Origin of the sequence: Hymenobacter rigui, assembly GCF_003944715.1 — a bacterium.
GTDB classification, from domain to species: Bacteria; Bacteroidota; Bacteroidia; order Cytophagales; family Hymenobacteraceae; genus Hymenobacter; species Hymenobacter rigui.
The window spans coordinates 1-25,071 of sequence record NZ_RWIT01000011.1 but is presented as its reverse complement, the minus strand read 5'-3'; the positions used below and the strand labels follow the sequence as shown (position 1 = coordinate 25,071).

The 25,071-nt window shown below is 60.1% G+C and carries 22 protein-coding genes; 15 read left to right on the top strand and 7 right to left on the bottom strand.

Going from position 1 to position 25,071, the window contains the following annotated elements; all coding sequences use genetic code 11:
- Positions 1–137: 137 nt before the first annotated feature.
- The 4 genes from EI291_RS22640 to EI291_RS16715 all read right to left on the bottom strand — a co-directional run bounded on the left by EI291_RS22640 (position 138) and on the right by EI291_RS16715 (position 5,141).
- Complete coding sequence (locus tag EI291_RS22640) at positions 138–368, bottom strand: hypothetical protein (RefSeq protein WP_148103422.1); 231 nt, start codon at positions 366–368, stop codon at positions 138–140.
- 399 nt (positions 369–767) lie between these two features.
- Complete coding sequence (locus tag EI291_RS16725; RefSeq protein ID WP_125422572.1) at positions 768–1,436, bottom strand: response regulator; 669 nt, start codon at positions 1,434–1,436, stop codon at positions 768–770.
- 149 nt (positions 1,437–1,585) lie between these two features.
- Positions 1,586–3,424, bottom strand: a complete 1,839-nt coding sequence (locus tag EI291_RS16720; RefSeq protein WP_125422570.1) for a sensor histidine kinase — start codon at positions 3,422–3,424, stop codon at positions 1,586–1,588.
- Positions 3,425–3,554: 130 nt separating this feature from the next.
- Positions 3,555–5,141, bottom strand: a complete 1,587-nt coding sequence (locus EI291_RS16715; protein WP_125422567.1) for an amino acid permease — start codon at positions 5,139–5,141, stop codon at positions 3,555–3,557.
- A gap of 213 nt (positions 5,142–5,354) precedes the next feature.
- On the opposite strand from EI291_RS16715, the gene EI291_RS16710 reads away from it, so the two are divergent.
- The 14 genes from EI291_RS16710 (at position 5,355) to EI291_RS16645 (ending at position 21,960) form a co-directional block, all read left to right on the top strand.
- On the top strand, positions 5,355–5,771 hold the full coding sequence (locus tag EI291_RS16710) for a hypothetical protein (protein WP_125422563.1): 417 nt from the start codon (positions 5,355–5,357) through the stop codon (positions 5,769–5,771).
- 213 nt (positions 5,772–5,984) lie between these two features.
- Positions 5,985–7,367 carry an MBL fold metallo-hydrolase gene (locus tag EI291_RS16705; protein WP_125422561.1) on the top strand — a complete coding sequence of 461 codons (1,383 nt, stop codon included), beginning with the start codon at positions 5,985–5,987 and terminating at the stop codon, positions 7,365–7,367.
- Positions 7,368–7,480: 113 nt separating this feature from the next.
- Positions 7,481–7,843 carry a DUF6970 domain-containing protein gene (locus tag EI291_RS16700; RefSeq protein ID WP_125422558.1) on the top strand — a complete coding sequence of 121 codons (363 nt, stop codon included), beginning with the start codon at positions 7,481–7,483 and terminating at the stop codon, positions 7,841–7,843.
- Between the two features lie 57 nt (positions 7,844–7,900).
- Entirely contained in the window at positions 7,901–9,130 is a 1,230-nt protein-coding gene (gene sbcD, locus EI291_RS16695; protein ID WP_125422555.1) for an exonuclease subunit SbcD, read from the top strand.
- A 183-nt stretch (positions 9,131–9,313) separates the two neighbouring features.
- Positions 9,314–12,145, top strand: coding sequence for a hybrid sensor histidine kinase/response regulator transcription factor (locus EI291_RS16690; RefSeq protein WP_125422552.1), 2,832 nt, complete (start codon positions 9,314–9,316; stop codon positions 12,143–12,145).
- A 202-nt stretch (positions 12,146–12,347) separates the two neighbouring features.
- Positions 12,348–13,232 (top strand): sugar phosphate isomerase/epimerase family protein, encoded by an 885-nt coding sequence (locus EI291_RS16685; protein WP_125422549.1) that lies wholly within the window; start codon positions 12,348–12,350, stop codon positions 13,230–13,232.
- A 103-nt stretch (positions 13,233–13,335) separates the two neighbouring features.
- Positions 13,336–15,012: a GMC oxidoreductase gene (locus EI291_RS16680; RefSeq protein WP_125422546.1), complete on the top strand. Its 1,677-nt coding sequence runs from the start codon at positions 13,336–13,338 to the stop codon at positions 15,010–15,012.
- Positions 15,013–15,024: 12 nt separating this feature from the next.
- Positions 15,025–15,639 (top strand): gluconate 2-dehydrogenase subunit 3 family protein, encoded by a 615-nt coding sequence (locus tag EI291_RS16675; RefSeq protein ID WP_240635577.1) that lies wholly within the window; start codon positions 15,025–15,027, stop codon positions 15,637–15,639.
- 114 nt (positions 15,640–15,753) lie between these two features.
- Entirely contained in the window at positions 15,754–16,905 is a 1,152-nt protein-coding gene (locus tag EI291_RS16670; protein WP_205701619.1) for a Gfo/Idh/MocA family protein, read from the top strand.
- Positions 16,906–17,060: 155 nt separating this feature from the next.
- Positions 17,061–18,113, top strand: a complete 1,053-nt coding sequence (locus EI291_RS16665; protein WP_125422543.1) for a sugar phosphate isomerase/epimerase family protein — start codon at positions 17,061–17,063, stop codon at positions 18,111–18,113.
- A 16-nt stretch (positions 18,114–18,129) separates the two neighbouring features.
- A complete protein-coding gene (locus EI291_RS16660) occupies positions 18,130–18,600 on the top strand; it encodes a c-type cytochrome (RefSeq protein WP_125422540.1) in 471 nt (156 codons plus the stop codon).
- Between the two features lie 203 nt (positions 18,601–18,803).
- On the top strand, positions 18,804–20,060 hold the full coding sequence (locus EI291_RS16655) for a nucleoside permease (RefSeq protein ID WP_125422537.1): 1,257 nt from the start codon (positions 18,804–18,806) through the stop codon (positions 20,058–20,060).
- A 123-nt stretch (positions 20,061–20,183) separates the two neighbouring features.
- Positions 20,184–21,074, top strand: coding sequence for a hydroxypyruvate isomerase family protein (locus EI291_RS16650; RefSeq protein ID WP_125422535.1), 891 nt, complete (start codon positions 20,184–20,186; stop codon positions 21,072–21,074).
- Between the two features lie 115 nt (positions 21,075–21,189).
- The gene (locus EI291_RS16645) at positions 21,190–21,960 is read left to right on the top strand and encodes a 3-keto-disaccharide hydrolase (protein WP_125422533.1); all 771 of its coding nucleotides are present in this window, start codon (positions 21,190–21,192) and stop codon (positions 21,958–21,960) included.
- Positions 21,961–22,003: 43 nt separating this feature from the next.
- Here EI291_RS16645 and EI291_RS16640 read toward each other — a convergent pair whose 3' ends face one another.
- Positions 22,004–22,378, bottom strand: coding sequence for a hypothetical protein (locus EI291_RS16640; protein WP_148103421.1), 375 nt, complete (start codon positions 22,376–22,378; stop codon positions 22,004–22,006).
- Between the two features lie 238 nt (positions 22,379–22,616).
- Positions 22,617–23,891, bottom strand: a complete 1,275-nt coding sequence (locus EI291_RS16635; RefSeq protein ID WP_125422529.1) for a glycoside hydrolase family 2 TIM barrel-domain containing protein — start codon at positions 23,889–23,891, stop codon at positions 22,617–22,619.
- Positions 23,892–24,005: 114 nt separating this feature from the next.
- Between EI291_RS16635 and EI291_RS16630 the strand changes: the two genes are divergently transcribed.
- Positions 24,006–24,245: a hypothetical protein gene (locus EI291_RS16630; protein WP_125422527.1), complete on the top strand. Its 240-nt coding sequence runs from the start codon at positions 24,006–24,008 to the stop codon at positions 24,243–24,245.
- Between the two features lie 256 nt (positions 24,246–24,501).
- Here the strand turns inward: EI291_RS16630 and EI291_RS16625 are convergent, their stop codons facing one another.
- Positions 24,502–24,924 (bottom strand): VOC family protein, encoded by a 423-nt coding sequence (locus EI291_RS16625; RefSeq protein ID WP_125422525.1) that lies wholly within the window; start codon positions 24,922–24,924, stop codon positions 24,502–24,504.
- Between the last annotated feature and the right edge of the window lie 147 nt (positions 24,925–25,071).

The following is a 25,071-nucleotide window of genomic DNA, read 5'->3' as shown; positions in this document are numbered from 1 at the left end:
CCGACTACCACGCAAAAGGCGCTGCCTTCTCTAACGAAAGTGCAGCGCCTCTTGGTACGAAAGCCTATACTCTGTGCTCCCGCGCAACCACGGCCGCCCGCCGTTTTGCCCAGAAGAGCTACCGATGCAGGTGCTTCCTAGTTGTTGTTGATGTACTTAAACCGTACAAACCGGTCGTTTTCATAGATAGCCGTGAAGTGGCCACCGGCCTGTTTTGGTTCGGCCCGGCGCTCTACAGACTTATGGGTGCTGGTTGTGGTTGGAACGGCTGGATAAGTACCAGGAGCCATTCCGGGTACATGGCAGATGAAGGAGAGGATTTTTGATGGCATGGTCTGCTTTTCGTTAGGGGTTAAATGTTTCGACACGGCTGCAAAATGAGGTGAGAGTGAAAACAACTGAGAAAGAGCGAGCTACTGCACTATTTGATTGATGTAATATAAAGATATTATCATTTGATTGAACGATGCTAAGGTATATTTTTTACCCAATACAAGTAAATAAGTAGCAGCCCTGATTTTTATCTCCGTACCAGTACGGATACAGCGTTTCCCAGCACTGTCGCAGTACCGTTGTCATTTTTCCTTAAAACGCTTATACAGTGCCTGTAGCTCTCTTTACAGGCCGCCCACCATTAACTTTAGAAGCTACCTACTGGCTTCGTTGCTTTTCTAAGCTCACTGACCTCATCGGGGTCTGCTTCCCGGTTTTTATCACTGCCAATGCTCTGCCAACTTCTACAATGACTCTATAAACTATATAATATATTATGGTATTAACTTGTACCGAAGGGCATATTGAATGAGTCCTACCACCGATTTGGAATTGGTTTTAGTGAACAGGTTACGGCGGTGCGTTTCCACCGTCCGCTCACTAATAAATAAGGCCTCAGCTATGTCCTGGTTTGAATACTCACGGGCAATCAGCTGTAGAATTTCCTGTTCCCGGCCAGTCAGCTCTACGGCGCGCCGGGCCTGAATGGAGGCCGGAATCTGTAGGTTCTGCAGCAGGGTATCGGCAACATCCTGGCTGAAATAGTTCTGGCCGGCGGCGACCTGCCGGATAGCCGTGCTCAGCTCCGCCCGACTGGCGGTTTTCAGGATGTAGCCCGAGCCCCCTGCTTCCAGCACTTCGGCCACGGTGGCGTGGTCATGAAACATGCTCAGAATAAGCACGCGGATGGTGGGCCAGGTTGTACGGATGGCGCGAGCCAGCTCTACGCCCGTCATTTCGGGCATATTCAGGTCCAGCACAGCCACCCGGATTTCCGGATGGGCAGGCAGCAGCCGTAGTGCGTCGGCACCGCTGTGGGCCTGCAGCACCACCTGCAAATCGGTTTCGGGGCGTAGCATCATCTTGATACCCTCCACAATTACCGGATGGTCGTCGACCAGCAGTACGGGAATGGTTTCCAGTTCAGGTACGGGAAGTGTCATACGGTGTGGGATGCAGAAGAAGCGAAACGACCCGGTAGCAGGTCTGAGCAAGTGTAGAAAGATACTGTAATTATATTCCTTACTAAATATAGCAAAATCCAATATAGACTCTGAAATCCAGTAGTCTTCCGGCAGCCGGGACGGTAAATTTACACCAAAACAGCTGTTGCGCCCATACGCAACGGGATTTTGAGGATAGTACAGGTGCCGCCCCCCGTAGTTGAGTGAATGGCAAACTCGCCGTGCAGGTACGCGACCCGGCTGGCCACGTTGCGCAACCCAATGCCCACGTTCTCGTGCTGCGCGGCCGGATTGAAGCCCACGCCATTATCGATAATGCTGATTTGAAGCTCTTCCTGCTGGCAACTTAGTTGCACCGTCAGCTCGGTGGCCTGCGCGTGCTTGGTCACATTATGGATGAGCTCCTGTAGAATCCGGAATAGAATATTCTCCAGCGTGGAATCCAGCTGGTGGTCCTGCAGACCATTTACTTCGAGTTGAATCTGTAGCTGGCGCGGCCCCAGCGCCAGCCGGTCGAGCAGGCAGCGTACCGCCTGCACCAGCCCGTGGCGCGTAAAAGTGGTAGGTACCAGGTTGTGTGAGATACTGCGCACCTCCCGTACGGCCTCATCCAGCATATCCATAGAGTTGCCAAACAGTTCCTGATGCACCGTATCAGTAAGGGGCAGGCGGCGGCGCAAGGCTCCCAGCGTCATCTTGGCGGCGCTCAGCAGCTGGCCCACACTATCATGCAGGTCGGCCCCTACCCGGCGGCGCTCGTTCTGCTCCGCATCCAGAATAGCCCGGGAATGACTTCGTTCCATCCGCTGCCGCTCCTGCACAAACTCCACCTCCCGGCGCAGGTGCCGGCGGCTGATGAGCAGATAGCCCACTATTGCCGTCAGCACGGCCCCGGCCAGGGCGAGGGCCAGAATAAACTGCCATCGGCGGGCCGCAGCCCGCTCTCCTTCCTCAGCCAGCTTCTGCTGGTGGAGTTCTTCGCTGAAGCTCAGGGCCTGCACTTGTGCCATGCGGGACTGACTGAACAGACTGTCGCGGGTGGCAGCAGCGGCCCGCAGATAGCGGTAGGCCTCCGCATTACTGCCGGTGTCGGCATATAAATCAGCCAGATAGTCACTGGCCTCAAACACGCCTTTGGCGTAGCGGCCGGCTTTACCGGCGGCCAGGGCCTGCCGGGCGTACTGCATGGCTGCCGCGGGCTGCTGGTTGCGCACCAGCCGTGCCAACCCCAGGTATGCCCGACTGATGGCATAGGATACCGGCATACCCACCGCCCGGCTGATAGCCTGCTGATAAAAGTAGCGGGCCTGATGGATGTGCCCACGCCGGGCCTCAATATCACCCAGAATGGACAGGTCGCCTATTTCACTGTGTACATCCTGCTGCTCCAGGTCCAGCTGGTACCCGCGCCAGGTGTAATACCAGGCCGAGTCGGGGCGGCCCAGCTCCAGATGGGCCCGCCCAATGTTGCCCAGAATAGGCGTGAGCAGTACCGTATCGTGGTAGCGTTCTGCCTGCCCAACGGCCCGGCGGAAATAGCGCAACGACAATTGCCGGTTGCCCTGCTCCAGGTGAGCATAGCCCATGGCATTGTCGGCATGAATCACCCCTCCGGCGTAGCCGATGCTTTCGGCCAGCCGCCGGGCCGTCACCTGCGTCTGGATGGCCGTGGCATAGTTGCCCGTGCGCATAAAGGCCCACCCCAGCATCAACAGCGCCCGACATTCGCCTGAGCGGAAGTGCAGCTGCCGCGCCAGCCTCACTCCCTGCTGCCCGTACTCCACCCCTTTCAGCGGGTTGTCGTCGGTACGCTCCCAGGCCAGCTGAATGAGTATTCTCACCCGGTTGGTATCGGGGCGCGAGGTGGAAAGCAGCCGTTGCAGACTATCGGCCCGGGAACTGGGAGACGCTCCCCAGGCCAGGTGCACCATGCTACAGCATATCACAGCCAGTAGAAGTCGGGGCATTGGCAGAAGTGAATGATTCAGCCTCTAAGCTATAGGGTTTCCAGGCACAACACAACTGGGCGGGAGCCAGTATGCAAAACGCCCCGCCGGAACTCCGACGGGGCGTTTTGCAGGCATGTAAACCTACTTTTTAGGCGTTCTTGCGGTCTGGTTCAATAAAGGCCTGCTCTTCCATCTCAGTAGGCACCACTACGATGCCTTGCTGCAGCTTGGAGTTCTTCTTGCCGTAGATGAAGTACACGATGAAGCCCAGCAGCATCCAGCCCAGGGCCACTTTCAGCGTGAAGGCATCCAGGGCCACAATCATACCCAGACACACCAGCATACCCAGGATGGGCACCAGCGGGAACGAGGGCGAGGAAAGTGGGGCGCGGAACGGGCGCGGCTGTGCGGGGTCCGATTTACGCATGATCCACACACCGGCCGATACCAGCACGAAGGCCAGCAGCGTACCGAACGAGGTCAGGTCGCCGGCCAGGGAGCCGGGTACGAAAGCGGCAAACGCGCCCACAAACACCAGCAGAGCCAGGTTCGACTTATAGGGCGTGTGGAATTTGGGGTGCAGTTCCGAGAAGGCCCTCGGCATCAGACCGTCTTTAGCCATGGAGAAGAACACGCGGCTCTGCCCCATGAGCATTACCAGAATTACCGAGGAGAAGCCCAGCAGAATGGCCATGGTTACGGCCGTACCCAGCCACTCGTAGCCGGGCATGTGGGCCTTAATAGCGTAGGTAACCGATGCCTCGCCCCCCTTGGCGGGGTCGGCAAACTCGCGCCAGTTGGCAACGCCCGTCAGCACGTGGCCGAACAGGATGTAAAGCACGGTGCACACGGCCAGAGAGCCGAGAATACCGATGGGCATGTCGCGCTTGGGGTTTTTGGCTTCCTGGGCGGCCGTGGATACGGCATCAAACCCGATGAAGGCAAAGAACACAATGGCCGCGCCACCCAGAATACCGCCCCAGCCGTGCTTGTTCCAGGCCGTGTACTCGCGTACTACGGCACCGGCCGCGTTTTTCACGGGCTCAGCGTTTTCCGGAATCAGGTAGGGCTCGTGGTTGGAGGGGTTGATGAACTGCCAGCCTACGGCAATGAATACCAGCACGATGGCCACTTTCAGAAAAACCACCACGGCGTTGAACAGCGCCGACTCCTGGGTGCCTTTGATCAGCAGCAGCGACAGGGCCACGATAACCAGCAAAGCGGGCAGGTTGATGATGCCGCTGTGCATGACGCCATCAACGGCGGCGCTTTCGAAGGGTGAGTGGCTCAGCTCGTAGGATATCGGTGACATATGGAACGCCTCCAAGAGCTTGTTCAGGTACTCGCTCCAGGCAATACTCACGGTGGCCGCGCCCAGCGCGTACTCCATAATCAGAGCCCAGCCGATAACCCAGGCCACAAACTCACCCATGGTCGTGTAAGCATAGGTGTAGGCCGAGCCGGCAATGGGAATCATGGCAGCAAACTCGGCGTAGCACAGGCCGGCAAAGGCGCAGCCAATGGCCGCCACGATGAAAGCCAGCGTAACACCCGGTCCCGAGGCCTGGGCGGCGGCAGCAGCGGTGCGCACAAACAGACCGGCCCCGATGATGGCCCCTACGCCCAGGGCTACAAGGTTACCCGCGCCCAGGGTGCGCTTTAGCGAGCCTTCTCCGGAGGAGTTGGCTTCGCCCAGCAGCTGGGCCAGCGGTTTTTTGGCGAAAATATTTGCCATACAGGTTGATGAGAGAAAAAGGAAAAGGTGAGAAGGTGATTATAAAATTTGCAAGAAAAGCTACCTGCAAGCAGCTACGTGGCCCGAATATAGGCGTTTTGACTGATTGCCGTGACGGGCCGAACCGCAAGTGACCGGTTTTCATGCCCAATTAAACCCGCCGCCCCCGGCAGCCTCTAATCTGCTACACGTTCACCCACAGACTCCTTCCCGATGAAAAAGATGCTTGTGCTGCTTTTTGCAGCCACCGTCCTGGCTGGTACTGCCGCCGCCCAAACCACGGCTACTCCCCTGCCCCGCCCCGACGGCATGGACCAGAACCGTCAGAATCTGACGCCCGAGCAGCGGGCCGACCGTCAGGCCCAGAACCTCACCAGGCAGCTTTCCCTCTCCGCCGACCAAACCCCCAAGGTGCGGGCTATTGCGCTGGCTCAGGCGCAGGAAATGCAAACCCTGCGCGATAAATACACCACTGCCGGTAGCCGCCAAGGCATGGGCCAGGATCTGAAAGCCACGCAGGAGAAGTATGATGCGCAGCTAAAAGCGGTGCTGACCACCGACCAGTACACAAAGTATACACAGCTGCGCGAAGACCGGATGGACAAAGTGCGGCAACGCCGGGTCAACTAGCCCGGCACCTAATTTATCACACTGACTCTCTGTTATAAAGCTCCAGCCTGACAGGTTGGGGCTTTTTACTTACTGAAGAGCTACCCAAACGGGTGGCACAAGCTTTTCAGGATCTGTTGGGCTGGTAAAAGACGCTGGTTAGCTATATTTGAAACTATGCGCCCCTGGTCAGGTTAACACAGGCCGGTCGGCAGTCACCACATCCAACACCCCATGAGTCCTCTGCCCAGTAGTACCGGTTCGGTACAGATTCAGCAGTTCTACGACAAAGGCCTGGCCCACGCCAGCTACGCCATCCGCTCCGGCCGCCAGGTAGCCATCATCGACCCGGCCCGCGACCCGCAACAGTATTATGACTTCGCCGATGAGCATGATGCAACCATCATTGCCATCATCGAAACCCACCCCCACGCCGATTTTGTGAGCAGCCACCTGGAAATTGCCCAGGAAACCGGTGCCACCATCTACGTGAGCAAGCTGGTGAAAGCCGGCTACCCCCATCAGTCCTTCGACGACGGGCAGCGCATCAGCCTCGGCACGGTGGAGCTACACGCCATCAACACCCCCGGCCACTCCCCCGACTCCATCAGCATCCTGCTCATCGACGACCTGGGCCAGACCCGGGCTGTATTTACCGGCGACACCCTGTTTGTGGGCGACGTGGGCCGCCCTGACCTCCGCGAATCGGACATTGTAGGTGGCCACAGCCGCGAGGCCCTGGCCGCGCAGCTGTACCAGAGCACCCGCCTGAAGCTGATGACCCTGCCCGCTACTACCAAGGTGTACCCGGCCCACGGCCCCGGCTCCCTTTGCGGCAAAACCACCTCCACGGACCTTGACAGTACCATTGGCAAGGAAATAAAAACCAACTACGCCCTCCAGCCGATGTCGGAGGAGGAGTTTATCCAGGTGCTGCTGGAAGACCAGCCGTTCATGCCCAAATACTTTGGGCACGATGTGGTCCTGAACAAGCAGGGCGCGCTGCCGTTCGAGGACAGCATCCGGGCCGTGCCGCGTCTGCAGCCCGACGCCACGCTGACTCCCGGCGTGGTGGTAATTGATACCCGCCCGGCCGCCGAGTTCCGCAAGGGCCACGTGCCCGGTGCCATCAACCTGATGGATGGCGGCAAGTTTGAAACCTGGCTGGGCTCGATAGTGGGCCCCACGGAACCGTTCTACCTGATTGCCGACTCGCAGATTGCCGTGGATACCGTCATTCGCAAGGCGGCCAAAATTGGCTACGAAGGCAACATCAAAGGAGCTCTGCTGACGCCCCGGGAACTGCCCGCCACCAGCCCGGCCGTGGAGGTAGAGCATGTCCGCCACCAGCCCCACGATTTTACCATCGTGGACATCCGCAACTATGCCGAGGCCAAACAGCCGGTTTTTGAGAATGCGCTGGTGATTCCGCTGCCGGAGCTACGCGAACGGGCCCACGAAATCCCGACCGATAAGCCCGTACTGATTCACTGCGCCGGCGGCTACCGCTCGGCCGCCGGCTCCAGCATTGTGCAGGCCGCCCTGCCGGCCGAGGTGCCCGTATACGATTTGGGTGAGGCCATTGCCACGTTCCAGCCCCAATCGGCGCACGCGTAAGCCACTGTCGCGTAGCCGTGCAACCTTTTCGGGGTGGCCCCCCTCCTATCAAGACCAGAGCCCTACACGGGTTCTGGTCTTTTTACTTTCTCTACCCTTGCTATTTCCCGTATATGAAACGAATTCTTTACTTCCTGCTGGCTGGAGCGGCCAGCAGCCTTGTATCGGCCTGCGACGAGGTTGACATTGCGAAAAACACCCCCACCTGCATCCGTACGCAAACCGAGGAGTTTGCCCGGAGCGCGGCCTGCACCACTGATAACCGCACCATTGGTGCCAGCGTGAAGGAATACCGGTTTCAGGGCCAGACGGTGTACGTACTGGACCAGGGCAGCTGCATTTCTGACGGCAGCGCGCAAGTAATTAGCGAAAACTGCCAACGGCTGGGCTTCCTGGGTGGCTTTGCGGGCAACACCATTATCAACGGCGAGTCGTTCGATAAGGCGGAATACCAGCGTACCATCTGGCAGAAGTAGACCCGGCACCGGCCTTCCGGTTGCCAACTTGCTGCGGTCCTGAGTATCTTCGTTGCCATGCGCGTACTACACACCGCCGACTGGCACCTAGGTCAACGCTTCATCCAGGGCAACGAGCGTACCGACGAGCACCGCCATTTTCTGGACTGGCTGGTGCAGACCGTGCGCGAGCAGCAGGTGGAAGTGCTGGTAGTGGCCGGCGACATCTTCGATACCGGCTCCCCTTCCAACCAAGCCCTGGAGCTGTACTACAGCTTCCTGCTGAACATGCGCCAGACGCCGTGCCACGACATTGTGGTGGTGGGCGGCAACCACGACTCGCCGGCCACCTTGAATGCTCCGGCCCGGCTGCTGCGCCACCTGCGGGTGCACGTGGTAGGCTGCGTGCCCGAGTGCTTTGAGGAGCAGGTGCTGGTGCTTGACGATGCTCAAGGCAAACCGGGGCTGGTAGTGTGCGCCGTACCTTTTCTGCGCGACCGGGACGTGCGACTCTCGGTGCCGGGTGAACCGGCCGAGGAACGGGAGGCCCGCATCAAACAGGGCATTGCCGACCATTACGCCCGCGTAGCCGACGTGGAAACCGTGTGGCAGCTGAAAGACCTGGGGCTGCCCGTGCTGGCTACCGGTCACCTCTACGCGGCCGGCGCCGCTCCCTCCGATTCGGAGCGCACCATTCACGTGGGCAACCTCGGCCAGGTAACCGCCGACCACTTTCCGGTCGTGTTCGATTACGTGGCGCTGGGCCACCTGCACCGCCCCCAGCGCGTGGGCGGCCGGGACCATATCCGCTACTCCGGCTCCCCTATTGCCCTGTCCTTCTCCGAAATAGACCACCCGAAGGAAGTGCTGCTGCTGGATTTCCAGGCGGGCAAGCTGCAGGAGCTGGTGAGCCTGCCGGTGCCCAGTGTGCGGCGGCTGGTGCGGTTTCATGGCACCCTGGATGAGGTGACGCAGGGCCTGACCACGTACGACAATACTGGCTACCTGCTGCCTGCCTGGGCCGATGTGCAGGTGCATTCCGAGCTGACGCAGCTGGAAGTGGCGGAGGCGCTACTTGCCATCATTGGGGGGCTGGACCGCCGCCAGCTGGAGGTACTGGCCCGGCGGCACTTCCGCCTGGTGAAGCTCCGGGCCTTGGGTGAAGCCGAGGACACCGATACGCCCCTGACCCGCAGCCTGCACGACTTTACGGAGCGGGAGGTATTTGAGCAGCGTCTGGAAGCCGAACCCGCCGAGAGTCGCGCCGAGCTGCTACGCGCCTTCGACGAGTTGCTGGAACATATGTAGCTTGGTAGTCCATGCCGGCGGGGTGTGGGCTGCTGCCAGTGCGTGCCACGGCGGAAGACGTGTGCTGCATATGCCGCTCCTTTTCCGGAAGCCTAAGCGGATGGCGGCAGAGTAGCTGCCAGACATGCCGCAAGCCCGGCACGGTGAAGCTCCCTATTGTAAGAACTCCTAACCTGCCTGGCCTTGCGTAAGAAGCACCACATCTTGTTGTCGTTGGGGTTACTGGGGCTACTGCCAGCCTGCACGGTAGCCCCCGCGCCACCCACCTACCGCATTGGTTTCTCGCAAAGTGTGAGTTCCGGCGACTGGCGGCAGGCGATGCTGGCGGGCATGAAGCGGGAGCTTTCCTTTCATCCGGAAATTCAGCTATTGACCCGTGATGCGCAAAGCAACAGCCTACGCCAGCAGCAGCAGATTCATGATTTGCTGCAAGCCGGCGCGGAAGTATTGATTGTGGCCCCCAATGAGGAGCATGCGTTGTCGCCGGCCATTGAGGAAGCCTACCGCCGCGGGGTACCCGTGATTCTGCTCGACCACAGAACCACCTCGCCCCATTATGCCGCGTACGTGGGCGGCGACAATACCGGAGCCGGGGCTTCGGCGGCCCGCTATGCCGCCCAACTACTTCGCCAGCACGGCCAGGTGATAGAAATAACGGGTACTCCGTCGTTGGTTGCAAACGAGCGACACCAGGGATTTGTACAGGCCTTGAAGGCGTTTCCACACATACGCGTAGCAGGCACCATTGTGGGCGACTGGGGCTCGACCTCCCTCCAGCCGGCCCTGACAAAGCTGCTGCGGGAGAACCCGGAAACCCGGTTGGTTTTTGCCCACAGCGACCTGATGGCGCAGGGTGTGTACGAAGTGTGCCGGAAGCTGGGCCGGCCGGATATCCGCATTATCGGGGTAGACGGCCTGGCTGGCAAAGGCAACGGGCTGGAAATGGTGCAGCAGGGCCGCAGCACCGCCTCCCTGTTCTACTCGCCCGGCGGCGAGGAGGCCATTCGCGTAGCCCTTCGGATTCTGCATCACCAGGCATACGAGCGGGAAAATATCCTGGGTACCATTGTCATCGATTCCACCAACGCGCTGACGTTGCAACAGCAGGCCGCCAAGCTGACTAGTCAGCAGGAAGGCATTGAGCAGCAGCAGTTGCTACTACGCACGCTGCAGGCTACGTACGCCAGTCAGCGCACCGTGCTGTATGGATTGGCGGTTTCGCTGCTGGCGGCGGTGGGACTGGGGGCCAGTGCCTGGCGGGCGGCCCGTAACAACCGCCGCATTAACCGGGAACTGGCCCGGCAGAATAAGGCCAACGACGCCATCAACCAGGAGCTGGTACGGCAGAATGCGGCCAACGACGCCATTAACCGCCAGCTCAGCACTCAGAACGAAGAAATACGGGCCCAGCGCAATCAGATTGCGGACCTGGCCGAGCAGGCCCGGCGCGAAACCGAAGCCAAGCTACGGTTCTTCACCAACTTCTCCCACGAGCTGCGCACCCCGCTCACCCTGATTATGGGCCCGGTGGAGGAAATGCTGACCGGCCACAACAGTGCCACCCTGCAGCCCACCCAGCGCCACGACCTGGGCCTGATCCGGCGCAATACCCAGCGCCTGCTGCAGCTGGTCAATCAACTGCTGGACTTCCGCAAGATTGAAGTGGGCAAGATGGCCGTGCAGGCCCACCAGGAAGACGTGGTGGCCTTTGTGCGGGAGCTGGTAGAAACCTTTGAGCCGGCCGCCCGGGTGCAGCAGGTAGCCCTGACGTTTGCAGCACCTGAGCCCGCGCTACCGGCCTGGATTGACCGCAACGTCCTGGATAAGGTCTTTTTCAACCTGCTGTCCAACGCCCTCAAATACACCCCCGGCGGCGGCCGGATTACCGTACGTGTGCAGCCCGCCGAGGAAGGCCGCGCCGTACAGGTGCAGGTAACCGATACCGGCCGCGGCATCCGGGCCCAGGACAGCCCGCACATTTTCGAGTGGTTTTACCAGGGCGAGCAGCCGGCCACGGGCAAGGGTTCCGGTATGGGGCTGGCTTTGGCTCAGGGCCTGGTGCGGCTCCATCAGGGCCAGCTCACGTTCAGCAGCCAGGTGGGCCAGGGCAGCACCTTCACCGTAACGCTGCCCCGGGAGCTGCCCACGGAGCTGCGCGCCACTGATGCGGCCCCGCTACAGGCGTTTTCCCTAGATGAGCCATTGGTGTTGCCGGCCGGCGACGCCGAGGGCCCGGCCTCGGAGGCGGAGGCGCTGGTGCTGGTCATCGAAGACAATACTGATGTGAATGAGTTTGTGGCCCGCAAGCTCCGACCCTCCTTCCGGGTGCAGTCGGCCGCCGATGGCAAGACCGGGTTGCAACTGGCCACCGATCTGATTCCGGACCTGATAGTGTGCGACGTGATGATGCCGGGCCTGAGCGGGCTGGAAGTAGTGGCCCGGCTCCGCGCCGACTGGCGTACTTCCCACATCCCCGTTATCATGCTCACGGCCCGCAACGCCCCCGAGCAGCAGGTAGAGGGCGTGCAGGCCGGGGCCGATGTGTATCTGACCAAGCCCTTCAATCCGGCCTTTCTGCTGGAAAGTGTGCGCACCCTGCTGGCCAACCGGGCCCGGCAGCGGGAGCACCTGAGCCGGCAGCTGCTGACCCTGCCGGAACCCACCGCCGCGCCCCACCCTGACCAGTCCTTTATTCAGGCACTCACCGCGCAGGTGGAAGCCGACCTTACCCGCACCGACCTGACGGTGGAGGAGCTGGCCCACGCGCTGGGATTCTCGCGCATGCAGCTCTATCGGAAAGTAAAAGCCGTACTCGGCACCAGCATCACCGACTTCATTCAGAGCGTGCGGCTACAGAAAGCCTGTGAGCTGCTGCGCGACGACTCGCTGAGCGTGACGGCCGTAGCCTATGAGGTGGGGTACGCTTCGCACTCCTATTTCTCTACCAGCTTCAAAGCACGCTACGGCGTAGCTCCATCCGAGTTCCGCACCCGCCATCAGACCGGGGTTAGTTGAAATAATTGTGCACAGAACGCTTACATCACACACGAAAATGCACCTCCTTTCGATTTATTTTCATTATAAAATATTGAATTTCATTATTTTACATATTTTTATCAAATAAAACCTAACCTGCACGATTTGAGCATAAGCGGGGAAACTGGGTGCTGAATCTTTACGGAGTCACCCCATCCTTTCTCCTACTCTTATTTGCTCTATGACTTCTCGTCGTGCCTTTGTAAAGTCCGCCGCCCTGCTCTCGGCAGGTGTGCTGACGGCCCCGTCCCTGCTGGCGAAGTCGCCTGCTACCATTGGCCTGCAGCTGTACACCGTGCGCGACGCCATGCAGCAGGACCCGGCCGCCGCGCTGGCCCGCGTAGCCAAGCTGGGCTACAACTCGGTGGAAGGTGCTACCTACACCGGCAACCAGAAGTTCTACGGCATGGAGCCGGCCGCTTTTGCCAAGGTGCTGAAGCAGAACGGGCTGATGATGCCCAGCAGCCACTACCTGCTGGGAGAACAGGAAAACAACGGCCAGGCCACCCAGGGCACCATCCTACACGGCTGGGACAAAGCCGTGGACGACGCCGCCCAGGTGGGCATCAAGTATATGGTGTGCGCTTACTTACTGGATTCGGAGCGCGGCAACCTGGACCACTACAAGCTGCTAGCTGAGCGCCTGAACAAAGCCGGTGAGCGGTGCAAGAAGGCCGGCATCCAAATGGCCTACCACAACCACGACTTCGAGTTTGCGGCCCAGAACGGGAAGCTGCCCTACGATATCCTGCTCACGGAAACCGACAAAAACCTGGTGCAGATGGAGTTGGACCTGTATTGGGCCACCAAAGCCGGCCACGACCCGGTGGCCCTCTTTAAAAAGAACCCCGGCCGCTTCCCGCTCTGGCACGTGAAGGATATGGACAAGACGCCCCAGCACGGCTTCACGGAAGTGGGCAACGGCAGCATCGACTTCAAGCGCATTTTCGCCCAGGCCAAGCTGGCGGGCATGAAATACTTCTTCGTGGAGCAGGACCAGACACCCGGTTCGCCCTTCGACAGCATTCAGCAGAGCATTACCCACATCAAGCGCAACCTGGTATAGTTTCTAGTTGCTTGTTCCTGGTTTCTAGTTGTTTAACTAAGCCTGACAAGACCGCACTACTAACCAGAAACAAGCAACCAGAAACCAGAAACTTTTTTTCGACATGGAAAAGAATACCTATGATGCCATCGTCATCGGGTCCGGCATTTCGGGCGGCATGGCGGCCAAGGAGCTGACCGAGAAAGGCCTGAAAACCATCATGCTGGAGCGGGGCCGCAACGTAGAGCACATCAAAGACTACGTGAATGCCAATAAAGCTCCCTGGGAGTTTGCTCACCGGGGCGGCAAAACCCAACAGATGATTAAGGATTATCCGGTCTTGAGCCGCGACTATACCCTGAACGAGAGCAACCTGGATTTCTGGGTGAAGGAAAAGGAAAGCCCCTACGTGGAGGTAAAGCCCTTCGACTGGTTCCGGGGCTACCAGGTGGGCGGCCGCTCCCTAATGTGGGGCCGGCAGAGCTACCGCTGGAGCGAGTACGACTTTGAGGCCAACGCCAAAGATGGCATTGCCGTGGACTGGCCCATCCGCTACAAAGACCTGGCCCCTTGGTACAGCCACGCCGAGAAGTTTGCGGGCATCAGCGGCAACCGGGACGGCCTGCCCCAGCTCCCGGACGGCGAATTTATGCCGCCCATGGAGATGAACTGCGTGGAGAAGGACGTGGCCGCCCGCATCCGCAAAAACTTCAAGGACCGGCACATGGTCATTGGCCGCACGGCCAACATCACCCGGCCCCACAACAACCGTGTGAACTGCCAGTACCGCAACAAGTGCTGGCTGGGCTGCCCGTTTGGGGCCTACTTCAGCACGCAGTCGGCCTCGTTGCCGGCGGCTATGGCCACGGGTAACCTCACGCTGCGGCCGTTTTCTATTGTTACCAAAATCCTTTACGACAAGGATACCAAGCGGGCCAAGGGCGTGGAAGTGCTGGACGCCGAAACCAACCAGACGTACGAATATTTCGCCAAAATCGTGTTCCTGAACGCCTCGGCCTTGAACTCGGCCTGGGTGCTGATGAACTCGGCTACCGACGTGTGGCCCGAGGGCCTGGGCAGCAGCAGCGGCGAGCTGGGCCACAACCTGATGGACCACCACTTCCGGGTGGGGGCCCACGGCGAAATGCCCGGTTACGAGGACAAATACACCTACGGCCGCCGCGCCAACGGCATTTACGTGCCCCGCTACCGCAACCTGTTTGGGGATAAGCGCGAGTACCTGCGCGGCTTCGGCTACCAGGGCGGAGCCGGCCGGGAAGGCTGGGGCCGCGACGTGGCCGAGCTCAGCATCGGGGGCGACTTCAAGGACGCCCTCACCGAGCCCGGCGACTGGACAATGGGCCTCACCGGCTTCGGCGAAACCCTACCCTACCACGATAACCGCGCCTACCTCGATAAAACCACCAAGGACAAGTGGGGCCTGCCCGTGCTGGCCATCGACGCCACCATCCGGGACAACGAGCAGAAAATGCGCATCGATATGATGAACGATGCCCAGGAGATGCTGGAAAAAGCGGGGCTGAAAAACGTGAAAACCTACAACAACGGCTACACCCTGGGCGGCGGCATTCACGAAATGGGCACCGCCCGCATGGGCCGCGACCCCAAAACCTCGGTGCTCAACCAGCACAACCAGGTGTGGGACGCTCCCAACGTGTACGTAACCGACGGGGCCTGCATGACCTCCGCCGCCTGCCAGAACCCCTCTCTTACCTATCTGGCCCTCACGGCCCGCGCCGTGGACCACGCCGTGGGTGAGTTGAAAAAACAGAACATCTAACCCCTACCAACGATGATGAACCGACGTGATGCCCTGGCCCGCGTAGCTCTGCTGATGGGCGGAGTCGTTATCGGGGGCGACTATTTCCTGACCAGCTGTTCCTCCCCCAGCGAGGAAAAAACGAAGGCCAAACAACCTACGGCCACCATTCCGAAGGAGCTGCCCGCCGTGCTGAATGCCGAGCAGGTGGCCTACCTGAACGAGGTGGGTGACACCATTCTGCCCCCCACCAAATCACCGGGAGCCAAGGCGGCCGACGTGGGTGGCTTTATGGCCGTGATGGTGCGCGACTGTTACAAGCCCGAGGACCAGCAGATTTTCACGCAGGGCCTGACCAAGCTGGAAGCTGCCGCCAAACAGAAGTACAGCAAAGGCTTTATGGAGTTGGATGCCGACCAGCGCACGGCCCTGCTCACGGCCCTGGACGCGGAGCAGAAAAATTACGCCAAAACCAAAACCCCGGAGCAGCCCAACCACTACTTCCGCATGATCAAGGAGCTCACGCTGCTGGGCTACTTCACCTCCGAAGTGGGTGCCACCAAAGCCCTGCGCTACCTGCCCGTTCCCGGCAAGTACGACGGCTGCGTACCCTACAAAAAAGGCGACCGGGCCTGGGCCACCACATGAGTTGTTAGTTGTTAGTTGCTAGTTGTCAGATCTGTATTCCAAATCATCAACAAGCAACCAGCAACTGACAGCGAACAACCAGCAACTGACAACTAGAAACTGAAAAGCAACTGAATGAAATTACGACTGGGCATGATTGGCGGCGGGCAGGGCGCGTTCATCGGGGCGGTGCACCGCATGGCTGCTGCCCTGGATGGCCTGTATAAGCTGACGGCCGGGGCGTTCAGCAGCAACCCCGAAATATCGAGAGCCACCGGGCAGGAACTCGGCCTGGCCCCCGAGCGAGTGTACGGCTCATATCAGGAGCTTATCGAGCAGGAAGCCCGGCGGCCGGCGGCTGAGCGGGTGCAGGTTATCAGCATCGTCACGCCCAACCACCTGCACTTTGCGCCGGCCAAGCTGGCCCTGGAAAGTGGTTTTGATGTGGTGCTGGATAAGCCGATGACGTTTTCTCTGGCGGAGGCGCGGGAGTTGCAGCAGGTAGTCGAAACCACCGGCCGCAAGCTTTGCCTGACGCACACGTATACCGGCTACCCCATGCTCAAGGAAGCCCGCCACCTGGCTGCATCCGGGGCACTGGGCACCATCCGGAAGGTGTACGTGGAGTATCCGCAGGGCTGGTTGAGCAACTTTGAGGAAGGCGGCGCCAACAAGCAGGCGGCCTGGCGCACCGACCCCGCCAGCAGCGGCGTGGCCGGGGCCATGGGCGACATTGGCACCCACGCCTTCAACCTGCTCGAATACGTAAGCGGCCGGCAGGTTACCCGGCTCTGCGCCGACATCAACACCGTAGTGCCCGGCCGCCAGCTCGATGACGACGGGGCCGTGCTGCTGCGCCTCACGGGCGGGGCCAGCGGCGTGCTGGTGGCTACTCAGGTAGCGGCCGGCGAGGAAAACAATCTGCGCCTGCGCCTCTACGGCGAAAAAGGCGGCCTCGACTGGCAGCAGGCCGATGCCAATACCTTGTTAGTGAAGTGGCTGGATCGGCCCACCGAAATCCGGCGGACGGGCGCGGGCTACCTCAGCGCCGCCGCCCGCCACAACAGCCGCATTCCGGCCGGCCACCCCGAGGGCTACCTCGAAGCCTTTGCCAACCTCTACCGCAACTTCGCCTTAACCCTGTTGGCCGAGCAAACCGGCCAGCCCGCGCCTCCCGAAGCCCGGGATTTCCCCGGTATTGAGGACGGCGTGCGGGGTATGGCCTTCATCGAAACCGTCATTGCCTCGGGCCGCTCCGAGCAGAAGTGGACTGATTTTACTGTTTAGCCGCCCTTTATGATCGAACGTCATGCAGAGCGCAGCGAAGCATCTCGCGTGCTGATGTTGCCATAGTAATCTGAATACCATCGCACGCAAGATGCTTCGCTGCGCTCTGCATGACGTCCAACACAGCTAACAGCCATCAGCTAACAGCTCAAAGCATGAAAACAATCAAAGGACCCGGTATTTTTCTGGCCCAGTTCATCGGCGACCAGGCCCCGTTCAATAGCCTCGCCAGCATCTGCGAGTGGGCGGCGGGCCTGGGCTACAAGGGCGTGCAGCTGCCTACCTTGGACAGCCGCTTTATCGACCTGAAGCTGGCCGCCGAAAGCCAGACCTACGCCGACGAGCTACGCGGCACCGTGCAGGCGGCCGGCCTGGAAATCACCGAGCTGTCTACCCATTTGCAGGGTCAACTGGTGGCTGTGAACCCTGTATTCGACCAGCTGTTTGATGGGTTTGCGCCCGAAGCGGTGCGCGGCAACCCCGCCGCCCGGCAGCAGTGGGCGGTGCAGCAGCTCAAGTACGCGGCGCAGGCTTCGCAGCGGCTGGGACTCACGGCCCACGCCACGTTCAGCGGGGCCCTGCTCTGGCCCTACGTGTACCCCTGGCCCCAGCGCCCGGCCGGCCTTGTGGAAACGGGTTTCGAGGAGCTGGCCCGCCGCTGGCGGCCTATCCTGGATGCGTTTGACGAGTGCGGCGTGGACGTATGCTACGAAATCCACCCCGGCGAAGACCTGCATGATGGCGTGAGCTACGAGCGGTTTTTGCAGGAAGTAGACCACCACCCGCGCGTCTGCCTGCTCTACGACCCCTCTCACTTTGTGCTGCAGTGCCTGGATTACTTGGCGTACATCGACATCTACCACGAGCGAATCCGGGCCTTTCACGTGAAGGATGCCGAGTTCAACCCCACCGGCCGCCAGGGCGTGTACGGGGGCTACCAGAACTGGGTAGACCGCGCCGGTCGCTTCCGCTCCTTGGGTGACGGGCAGGTAGATTTTAAGGCCATTTTCAGCAAGCTAACCCAGTACGATTACCCCGGCTGGGCCGTGCTGGAGTGGGAATGCGCCCTCAAACACCCCGAAGATGGTGCCCGCGAAGGCGCGCCCTTCATCCAGAACCACATCATCCGCGTCACCGATAAGGCCTTCGACGACTTTGCCGCTTCCGGCATCGACGCGGCCCGCAACCACGGCCTGCTCGGCCTCTAACCTTCCCGCCTTTCCTATGAAAAACGCCCTCCTGCTCCTGACTCTCTGCGCCGGTCTGGCTTCCTGCAGCTCCGAATCCGACAAGCCCGCCGCCAAGGAATCCTACACCCTCGCCGATGAGGCTGAAACTGCCCAGGATAGCACCACCGGCGCCAACCTCAGCGCCGTGGCCCGCCAGCCCCAGGTAGATACCAACGCCACCAAAATCGGGACCACGCCCACCGGCACGCCGGCCGCCGACGGGGCCAAGCTCATTGCCGGCTCCGACTGCAACACCTGCCACCGCGAGGCCGAGAAGCTGCTGGGTCCAGGCTACAAGGATATTGCCGCCAAGTACCCCAACACGGCTGCCAACGTGACGATGCTGGCCAAGAAAATCATATCGGGCGGCAGCGGCAACTGGGGCGACGTGGCCATGACGCCTCATGCAGGCCTCTCCCAGAAGGACGCCGAGGAAATGACCCGCTACATTCTCAGCCTGAAGTAAAAGCTGAAGCTGCACGCCCCTAGACCGTCATGCTGAGCGAAGTCGAAGCAGTAGAGATGCTTCGACTTCGCTCAGCATGACAGTTACCACACCGATGCCAGCACGCGAGATTCCTCGGCTGCGGCTGCGCATTCGCTCGGAATGACGTTCTGCGAAACGCTCTGTTAACCCAACCACGACCCTCTTCCCACGCCCATCTGCTTATGACTTCTACAATCCGGGTAAAACTGTCCCTTATGATGTTCCTGGAGTTCTTCATCTGGGGCGCGTGGTTTGTCACGCTGGGCACGTATCTGCTGCGCAACCTGGGGGCCTCGGGCACGCAGGTAGGCGTGGCGTTTCTCACGCAGTCCATCGGGGCCATTGTGGCCCCGTTCATTGTGGGGCTCATTGCCGACCGATTTTTCTCGGCGCAGAAGATTCTGGGCGTGCTGCACCTGGCCGGGGCGGTGCTGCTGTGGCGGGCTTCTCAGGCCCCTGATTTCGGCAGCTTCTACCCCAGCATCCTCACCTACATGATTCTGTACATGCCCACGCTGGCGCTGGTGAATTCCATTGCCTTCCGGCAGATGCAGAACCCGCAGAAGGAGTTTGCGCCCATCCGGGTGCTGGGCACGCTAGGCTGGATTGTGGCCGGCCTCACCATTGGCTGGCTGAACTGGGAGCAGAGCAACAGCCTGCAGCTTACGTTTCTGATGGCCGCCGGGGCCTCGGCCCTGCTAGGTGTGTTCAGCTTCACGCTGCCCGCCACGCCGCCCGTGAAAAAGGGCCAGTCCAGCTCCGTGGGCAGCTTGCTGGGGCTCGATGCCATTGGCATGTTGAAAAACCGTTCCTACCTCACGTTTTTTCTGGCTTCTATTGCCATCTGCATTCCGCTGGCGTTCTACTACGGCTTCACCAACCCCTTCCTGAACGAGGTGGGCATGAAGGCCGCCGCCGGCGTGCAGAGCCTGGGGCAGGTGTCGGAACTGCTGTTTATGCTGGCCATTCCGCTGTTTTTCAGCAAGCTGGGCGTGAAGAAGATGCTGGCCATTGGCATGGCGGCCTGGGTGCTGCGCTACGTGTGCTTTGCCTACGGTGGCGGGGAGAATGGCTACTGGCTGCTGATTGCGGGCATCGTGCTGCACGGCATCTGCTATGATTTCTTCTTCGTGACGGGCCAGATTTACACCGACAACCTGGCCGGCGAACAGTTCAAAAGCTCCGCCCAGGGCTTCATCACGCTGGCTACCTACGGAGTGGGCATGCTGATTGGCACCCTGCTTTCGGGCCGCATCTTCGACCAGTACCAGCTGGCCGCCGGAGCCCACGACTGGCGCATGATCTGGCTAATTCCGGCCGGTATTGCCGCCGCCGTGCTGCTGCTGTTCCTGCTGCTGTTCAAGGAGCGCAACCCCGCCCCCGCTCCCACCGAAACCACCGGTGCTAACGCGGCTCCGCGCCTGGCCAACGCCAACTAGCACGTCATGCAGAGGCGCAGCCGAAGCATCTCGCGTGCTGACGTTGTAATACTATTCAGACGCGAAATGCCTCGGCTGTGCCTCTGCCTGACCACCTTTCGGCTCATTCCATACACTCAAAACATGCCCACCACCTGGAACCGCCGCGCCGCCCTGAAGGGCATGCTCACCACTACTGCCGCCGTGGGCACTATTGGTTTGGCTGAAGCCTGCTCGCCTGAAGAAAAACGAACCAATATGCCCACTGTCCTGAAAGGAAACATCCGCCAATCGGTGTGCCGCTGGTGCTTTTCCGATTTGTCGCTGGACCAGCTCTGCGCCGCGGCTAAGGAAATGGGTATCAAGGGAATTGACCTGGTGGGCCCACAGGAGTGGCCCACGCTGAAAAAGTACGGGCTGGACTCGCCCATGTGCAACGGGGCCGAAATCAACCTCACCGACGGTTTCAACGACCCGCAGTTTCATACCCGCCTGCAACAGCAGTACGCCGATATGATTCCGCAGGTAGCCAAGGCCGGCTACCGTAACCTGATTTGCTTCAGCGGCAACCGCCGGGGCAAAACCGATGAGCAGGGCTGGGCCAACTGCGTAGCCGGGTTGAAACCCCTAATGAAGCTGGCCGAACAGCACAACGTGGTGCTGGTAATGGAGCTGCTCAACAGCAAAATCGACCACAAAGACTACCAGTGCGACCGGACGGCCTGGGGCGTGGAACTGGCCAAACGCCTCGGTTCCGAGCATTTCAAACTGCTCTACGACATCTACCACATGCAGATTGACGAGGGCGACGTTATCCGCACCCTCACCGAGCACCACGCCTATATTGCCCACTACCACACCGCCGGCGTGCCCGGCCGCCACGAGCTGAATGACGCCCAGGAGCTGAACTACCCGGCCATTATGCGCGCCATCCAGGCCACCGGCTTCAAAGGATACGTAGCTCAGGAATTCATCCCCAAGCAGGCCGACAAGCTGGCTTCCCTGCGCCAGGCGGTGCAGCTCTGCGACGTTTGATTGATGTAAAGACGCGACACTTCGAGTCTCGTCGTTGCTGATGTTGATATCATTGCTCAGTTCACCGGGTAGACGCGAAGTGTCGCGTCTCTACATCGTTCTAACCTCCCAATTCATGAAACTCCCGCTTCTGACTGCCGCTCTGTTCAGTGTTTCCGTGGCCGCTTACGCGCAACAAGCCGGTAAGCCGGAAGATACCGAGGTATGGAAACCCGTGCCGAAAACGGTAGTGGGCAAGCTGAAAACCACGCCGCCACCGGCCAAGGCCATTGTGCTGTTTGATGGCAAAAGCCTGAGCGAATGGGTATCGGCAGATGACCGCACCCAGCCGGCCCAGTGGACGGTGGCCGACGGCCTGCTGACGGTGGATAAGCCCAAGGGCAACATCGAAACCAAGCGCACCTTCACCAACTACCGCCTGCACCTGGAGTGGCGCGTGCCCGCTGATATTACCGGACAGGGCCAGCTGCGCGGCAACAGCGGCGTATTCCTGGCCTCTTTGGGCAAAGGCGACCTGGGCTACGAGCTCCAGATTCTCGACCCGTACCAGAACCCGACTTACGTGAACGGCATGGCGGGCAGCATATACAAGCAGCGCATCCCGCTGGCTAACCCTGGCCGCAAGCCCGGCGAGTGGCAGTCGTACGACGTGTGGTGGACGGCCCCCTCCTTCAAGGCTGATGGCACGGTGAACACCCCCGCCCGCGTGACGGTGGAGTTCAACGGCGTAACGGTGCAGAAAAACGTGGCGCTGGCCGGCCCCACCCGCTACATTGGCCTGCCCCAGTACGAGGCCCACGGAGCCGCTCCCATCAAGCTCCAGTCGCACGGCGACCCGAGCGCGCCGCTCAGCTTCCGCAACATCTGGGTGCAGGAGCTGAAGTAGCCGGGAGCTTCTGCCAGTGCCTGCGGTATGCCCGGAGCACCGGCTACCAGTACACGGTGTATAGCACGGTAAGCAGCACCATGATAGTGATGGCCCCAATGGCAACGCCGCGAGTGGTTTTAAACATGCTTTGATCCACTTCCAGACCATTGGTTTTCACGCCCCGGCTGGTTTCAACCAGGCTGATGAGCATCATCATGGCTACGCAGATGAGGAACACGAAACCCATCCGGTCGAGGAAGGGGATTTCGTAGATGCCGGCTGCATTGGGCACCGCAAACCCGAAGGGGGCCAGAAACGACAGATTAGCGAAGTTGGGCAGGAGCTTGAGCAGCACCGACAGCAAAAAGCTACCGGTAGTAGCAAACAGGGTCGCCGTGGAAGTCGTTTTCTTCCAGAAGAAGCCCAGAATAAACATGGCAAAAATGCCCGGCAATCGTCGGACAAATATTCCCGGTCTTGCCTACCACCGGAAGTCAGGCAGCAACCAATGAAGCTGTTTAAAAAGTCCGGCACGGTCATGCTGAGCTTGTCGAAGCATCTCTACCACTTCGTTGCATGTTACCTGACGAAGTGGTAGAGATGCTTCGACAAGCTCAGCATGACGTTCTGATAACAGCCTATATCTTCCTAAACAGCTTCAATATCTGGCGGCGCTACCGGCCGCGCACGTAGAACGGAATATTGGCTACGGCCACGTTGTCGTGCCCATCGTAGGCGTACACGAACAGCCGGTAGGCTCCTTCTTTGCTAGGCGCACTAAGGGTAGTAGTGGCCGTAGCTCCGGCTGGCACGGCTCCGGCAACGGCAGCAGGCCGACTTTCCCGGTCGCCGCCGCTTTTCAGGTCGGTGCTTTCGGGCAACAGCTCATAGCGGTAGGTCAGGCGGTCCTTGTCGGGGTCCGTAATGGCAGCCTGCACGGGATACTTTTTGCCGGGCTGCAGGTACACGTTGTCGGTAGCCTGCTTGCCATCAAGCGTGAACGAGGCCAGGTGCGGGGCGCGGTTGGCGGGCCACTTGCCGCTCCACAGATACTGCATCACATCCACCACCTCCGATTCCTTCCCATCCTCCGTGAAGATGCCGTACCAGGTAGGCGTGCGCTCCTGCTTCTGGCCCCACAAAAACACGTACGTGCCCAGACACTGAATGGTGTCTTTCTGTACCGAAGCCTCATAGCGGCTCTGATACACGGCGGCTTTCTGGCTGCTGGTTTCCTCTACGGAGGCTTTCCAGGGCGTTACGGGGCTTTCCCAGTGGCCGGTGGGGCCCCACTCGGCCACCACGTAGGGCCCGGCCCAGCCGGCGGTGCGCACCTGCTGCGGTATGGCTGCCAGCCCGGCGTAGGTGTTAATGCTCAGAATATCCACCGAGGGGCAGCGCTGCTTGATGTAAGCCACTTCCGGCGGGTTGCAGCCGGCCAGCACGGTGCTGGTGGGGTGGTTGGGGTCTACCTCATGAATCATGCGGGCAATCTGCTCCACGGCGTCCCACACCCTGGGGTTCTTGTACTCCAGGTTCAGCTCGTTGCCGATACCCCAAAACAGCACCGCAGGGTTGTCCTTGTACTTGAGTACCTCAGTCCTGATTTTCTGCAGTTGGGCGGCCACGGCCTGCGGGTCGTCGTAGTTGAAGCCGTGCCGCTCCCGGGCCACATCCAGGCCCAGCATCACGGTGAGGCCGTTTTTGTTGGCATCTGCCAGCACTTTAGCGGCACCATCGGTGCCCCAGGTGCGCAGGGAATTGCCGCCGTAGGCCCGCACCCGCTCCGGAAACTGGCCACCGCCCGCGCCCTTAATGAAGTAGGGCTTACCGGCGCGCACCAACTCATAGCGGCCCTGCGTTTGCCGGACTTCTACCTTCACGGGAGAAGTCTGGGCGTGGGCAGCAGCGGTGAAAACCAGGCAAGTCAGCAGGATGGGTAGTTTCATAGGGTAAATGGAAGAAGGAACAGAAGCGAAGATACCCAAAGCTACCGGGAGAAACCCGGACAACCGCGCGGTGCGGTATACGTATTAGAAACTCCACCATTTCCTTTGTCAATCATGAGCATCTTTGGTTCTGACCGCCCGAGCGGTACACTAGGAGGCCTCCTGTCGGGCCTATTTGGCGGCCGCAAAGCAGTCAACACTTCTACCTCCGATTCTACTGGTGCAGCCCCACGCTCCGGCGGATTCAACAACAAACTACTGGGCGGGGCCCTGCTGGCGGCCGGTGCGGCGTATCTCTACAACCGCAACAAGAACCGGAGCATCAGCACGCCAAGCTTCACCGGCAACGAATAGAGCATTTAGCGAGTTGAGAAGCCCCGCCTTGCACCTTTTCGGGTGTGAGGCGGGGCTTCTTGTTTAAGAACTACTCACAACCGGTGCTAAGTGGCGGTTCTGGTGTTGAATACGTTTTGTAAGTAACCAAACGTCATGCAGAGCGAAGCGAAGCATCTCGCGTGCTGACGTCTGAACGCTATGCAACGTCAGCACGCGAGATGCTTCGCTTCGCTCTGCATGACGTTCAAAATAGGCTGATAACTTTCTAAACAGCCTAGCCCGCAGGTTCCCACAGCTCCACCTTGTTCCCGTCGGCGTCCAGAATATGCACAAACTTGCCGTAGTCGTAGCTGGCAATATCGTCCAGCACCGTCACGCCGTTGGCTTTTAGTTGCGCCACCAGCCCTTCGATGTTCTGTACTCGGTAATTGATCATGAAGCCTTTGGTAGATGGCGCGAAATAGTCGCTGCCGGTCTGGAACGGGCTCCATTGCAGCGAATTGACCTGTTCCGGCTTGTCCACGCTCCGAGATTCGAACGTGGAGCCCCAGTCGTTGACTTCCAGCCCCAAGTTGTGGGCGTACCACTCCCGCGTTTCCTTTGGCTTGTCGGAGAAGAAGAAAATGCCGCCAATGCCTGTCACTTTGGGGGTATTGGCAGATAGTTGGTTGGGTGTTTCGTTTTGTGGCTCGTCCATTTTTCTCGCTATTGTCAGTTGCTATAGCGGATTCATGAACGGTATACATGATAGCCGCAATGGTTGAACCAGGCTTTGGCGTCCTTGCTGGAAATCCAGTCCACGGCCGTTTGGATAGCCGCCTCCACTGCTTCACGGGTACGGGCC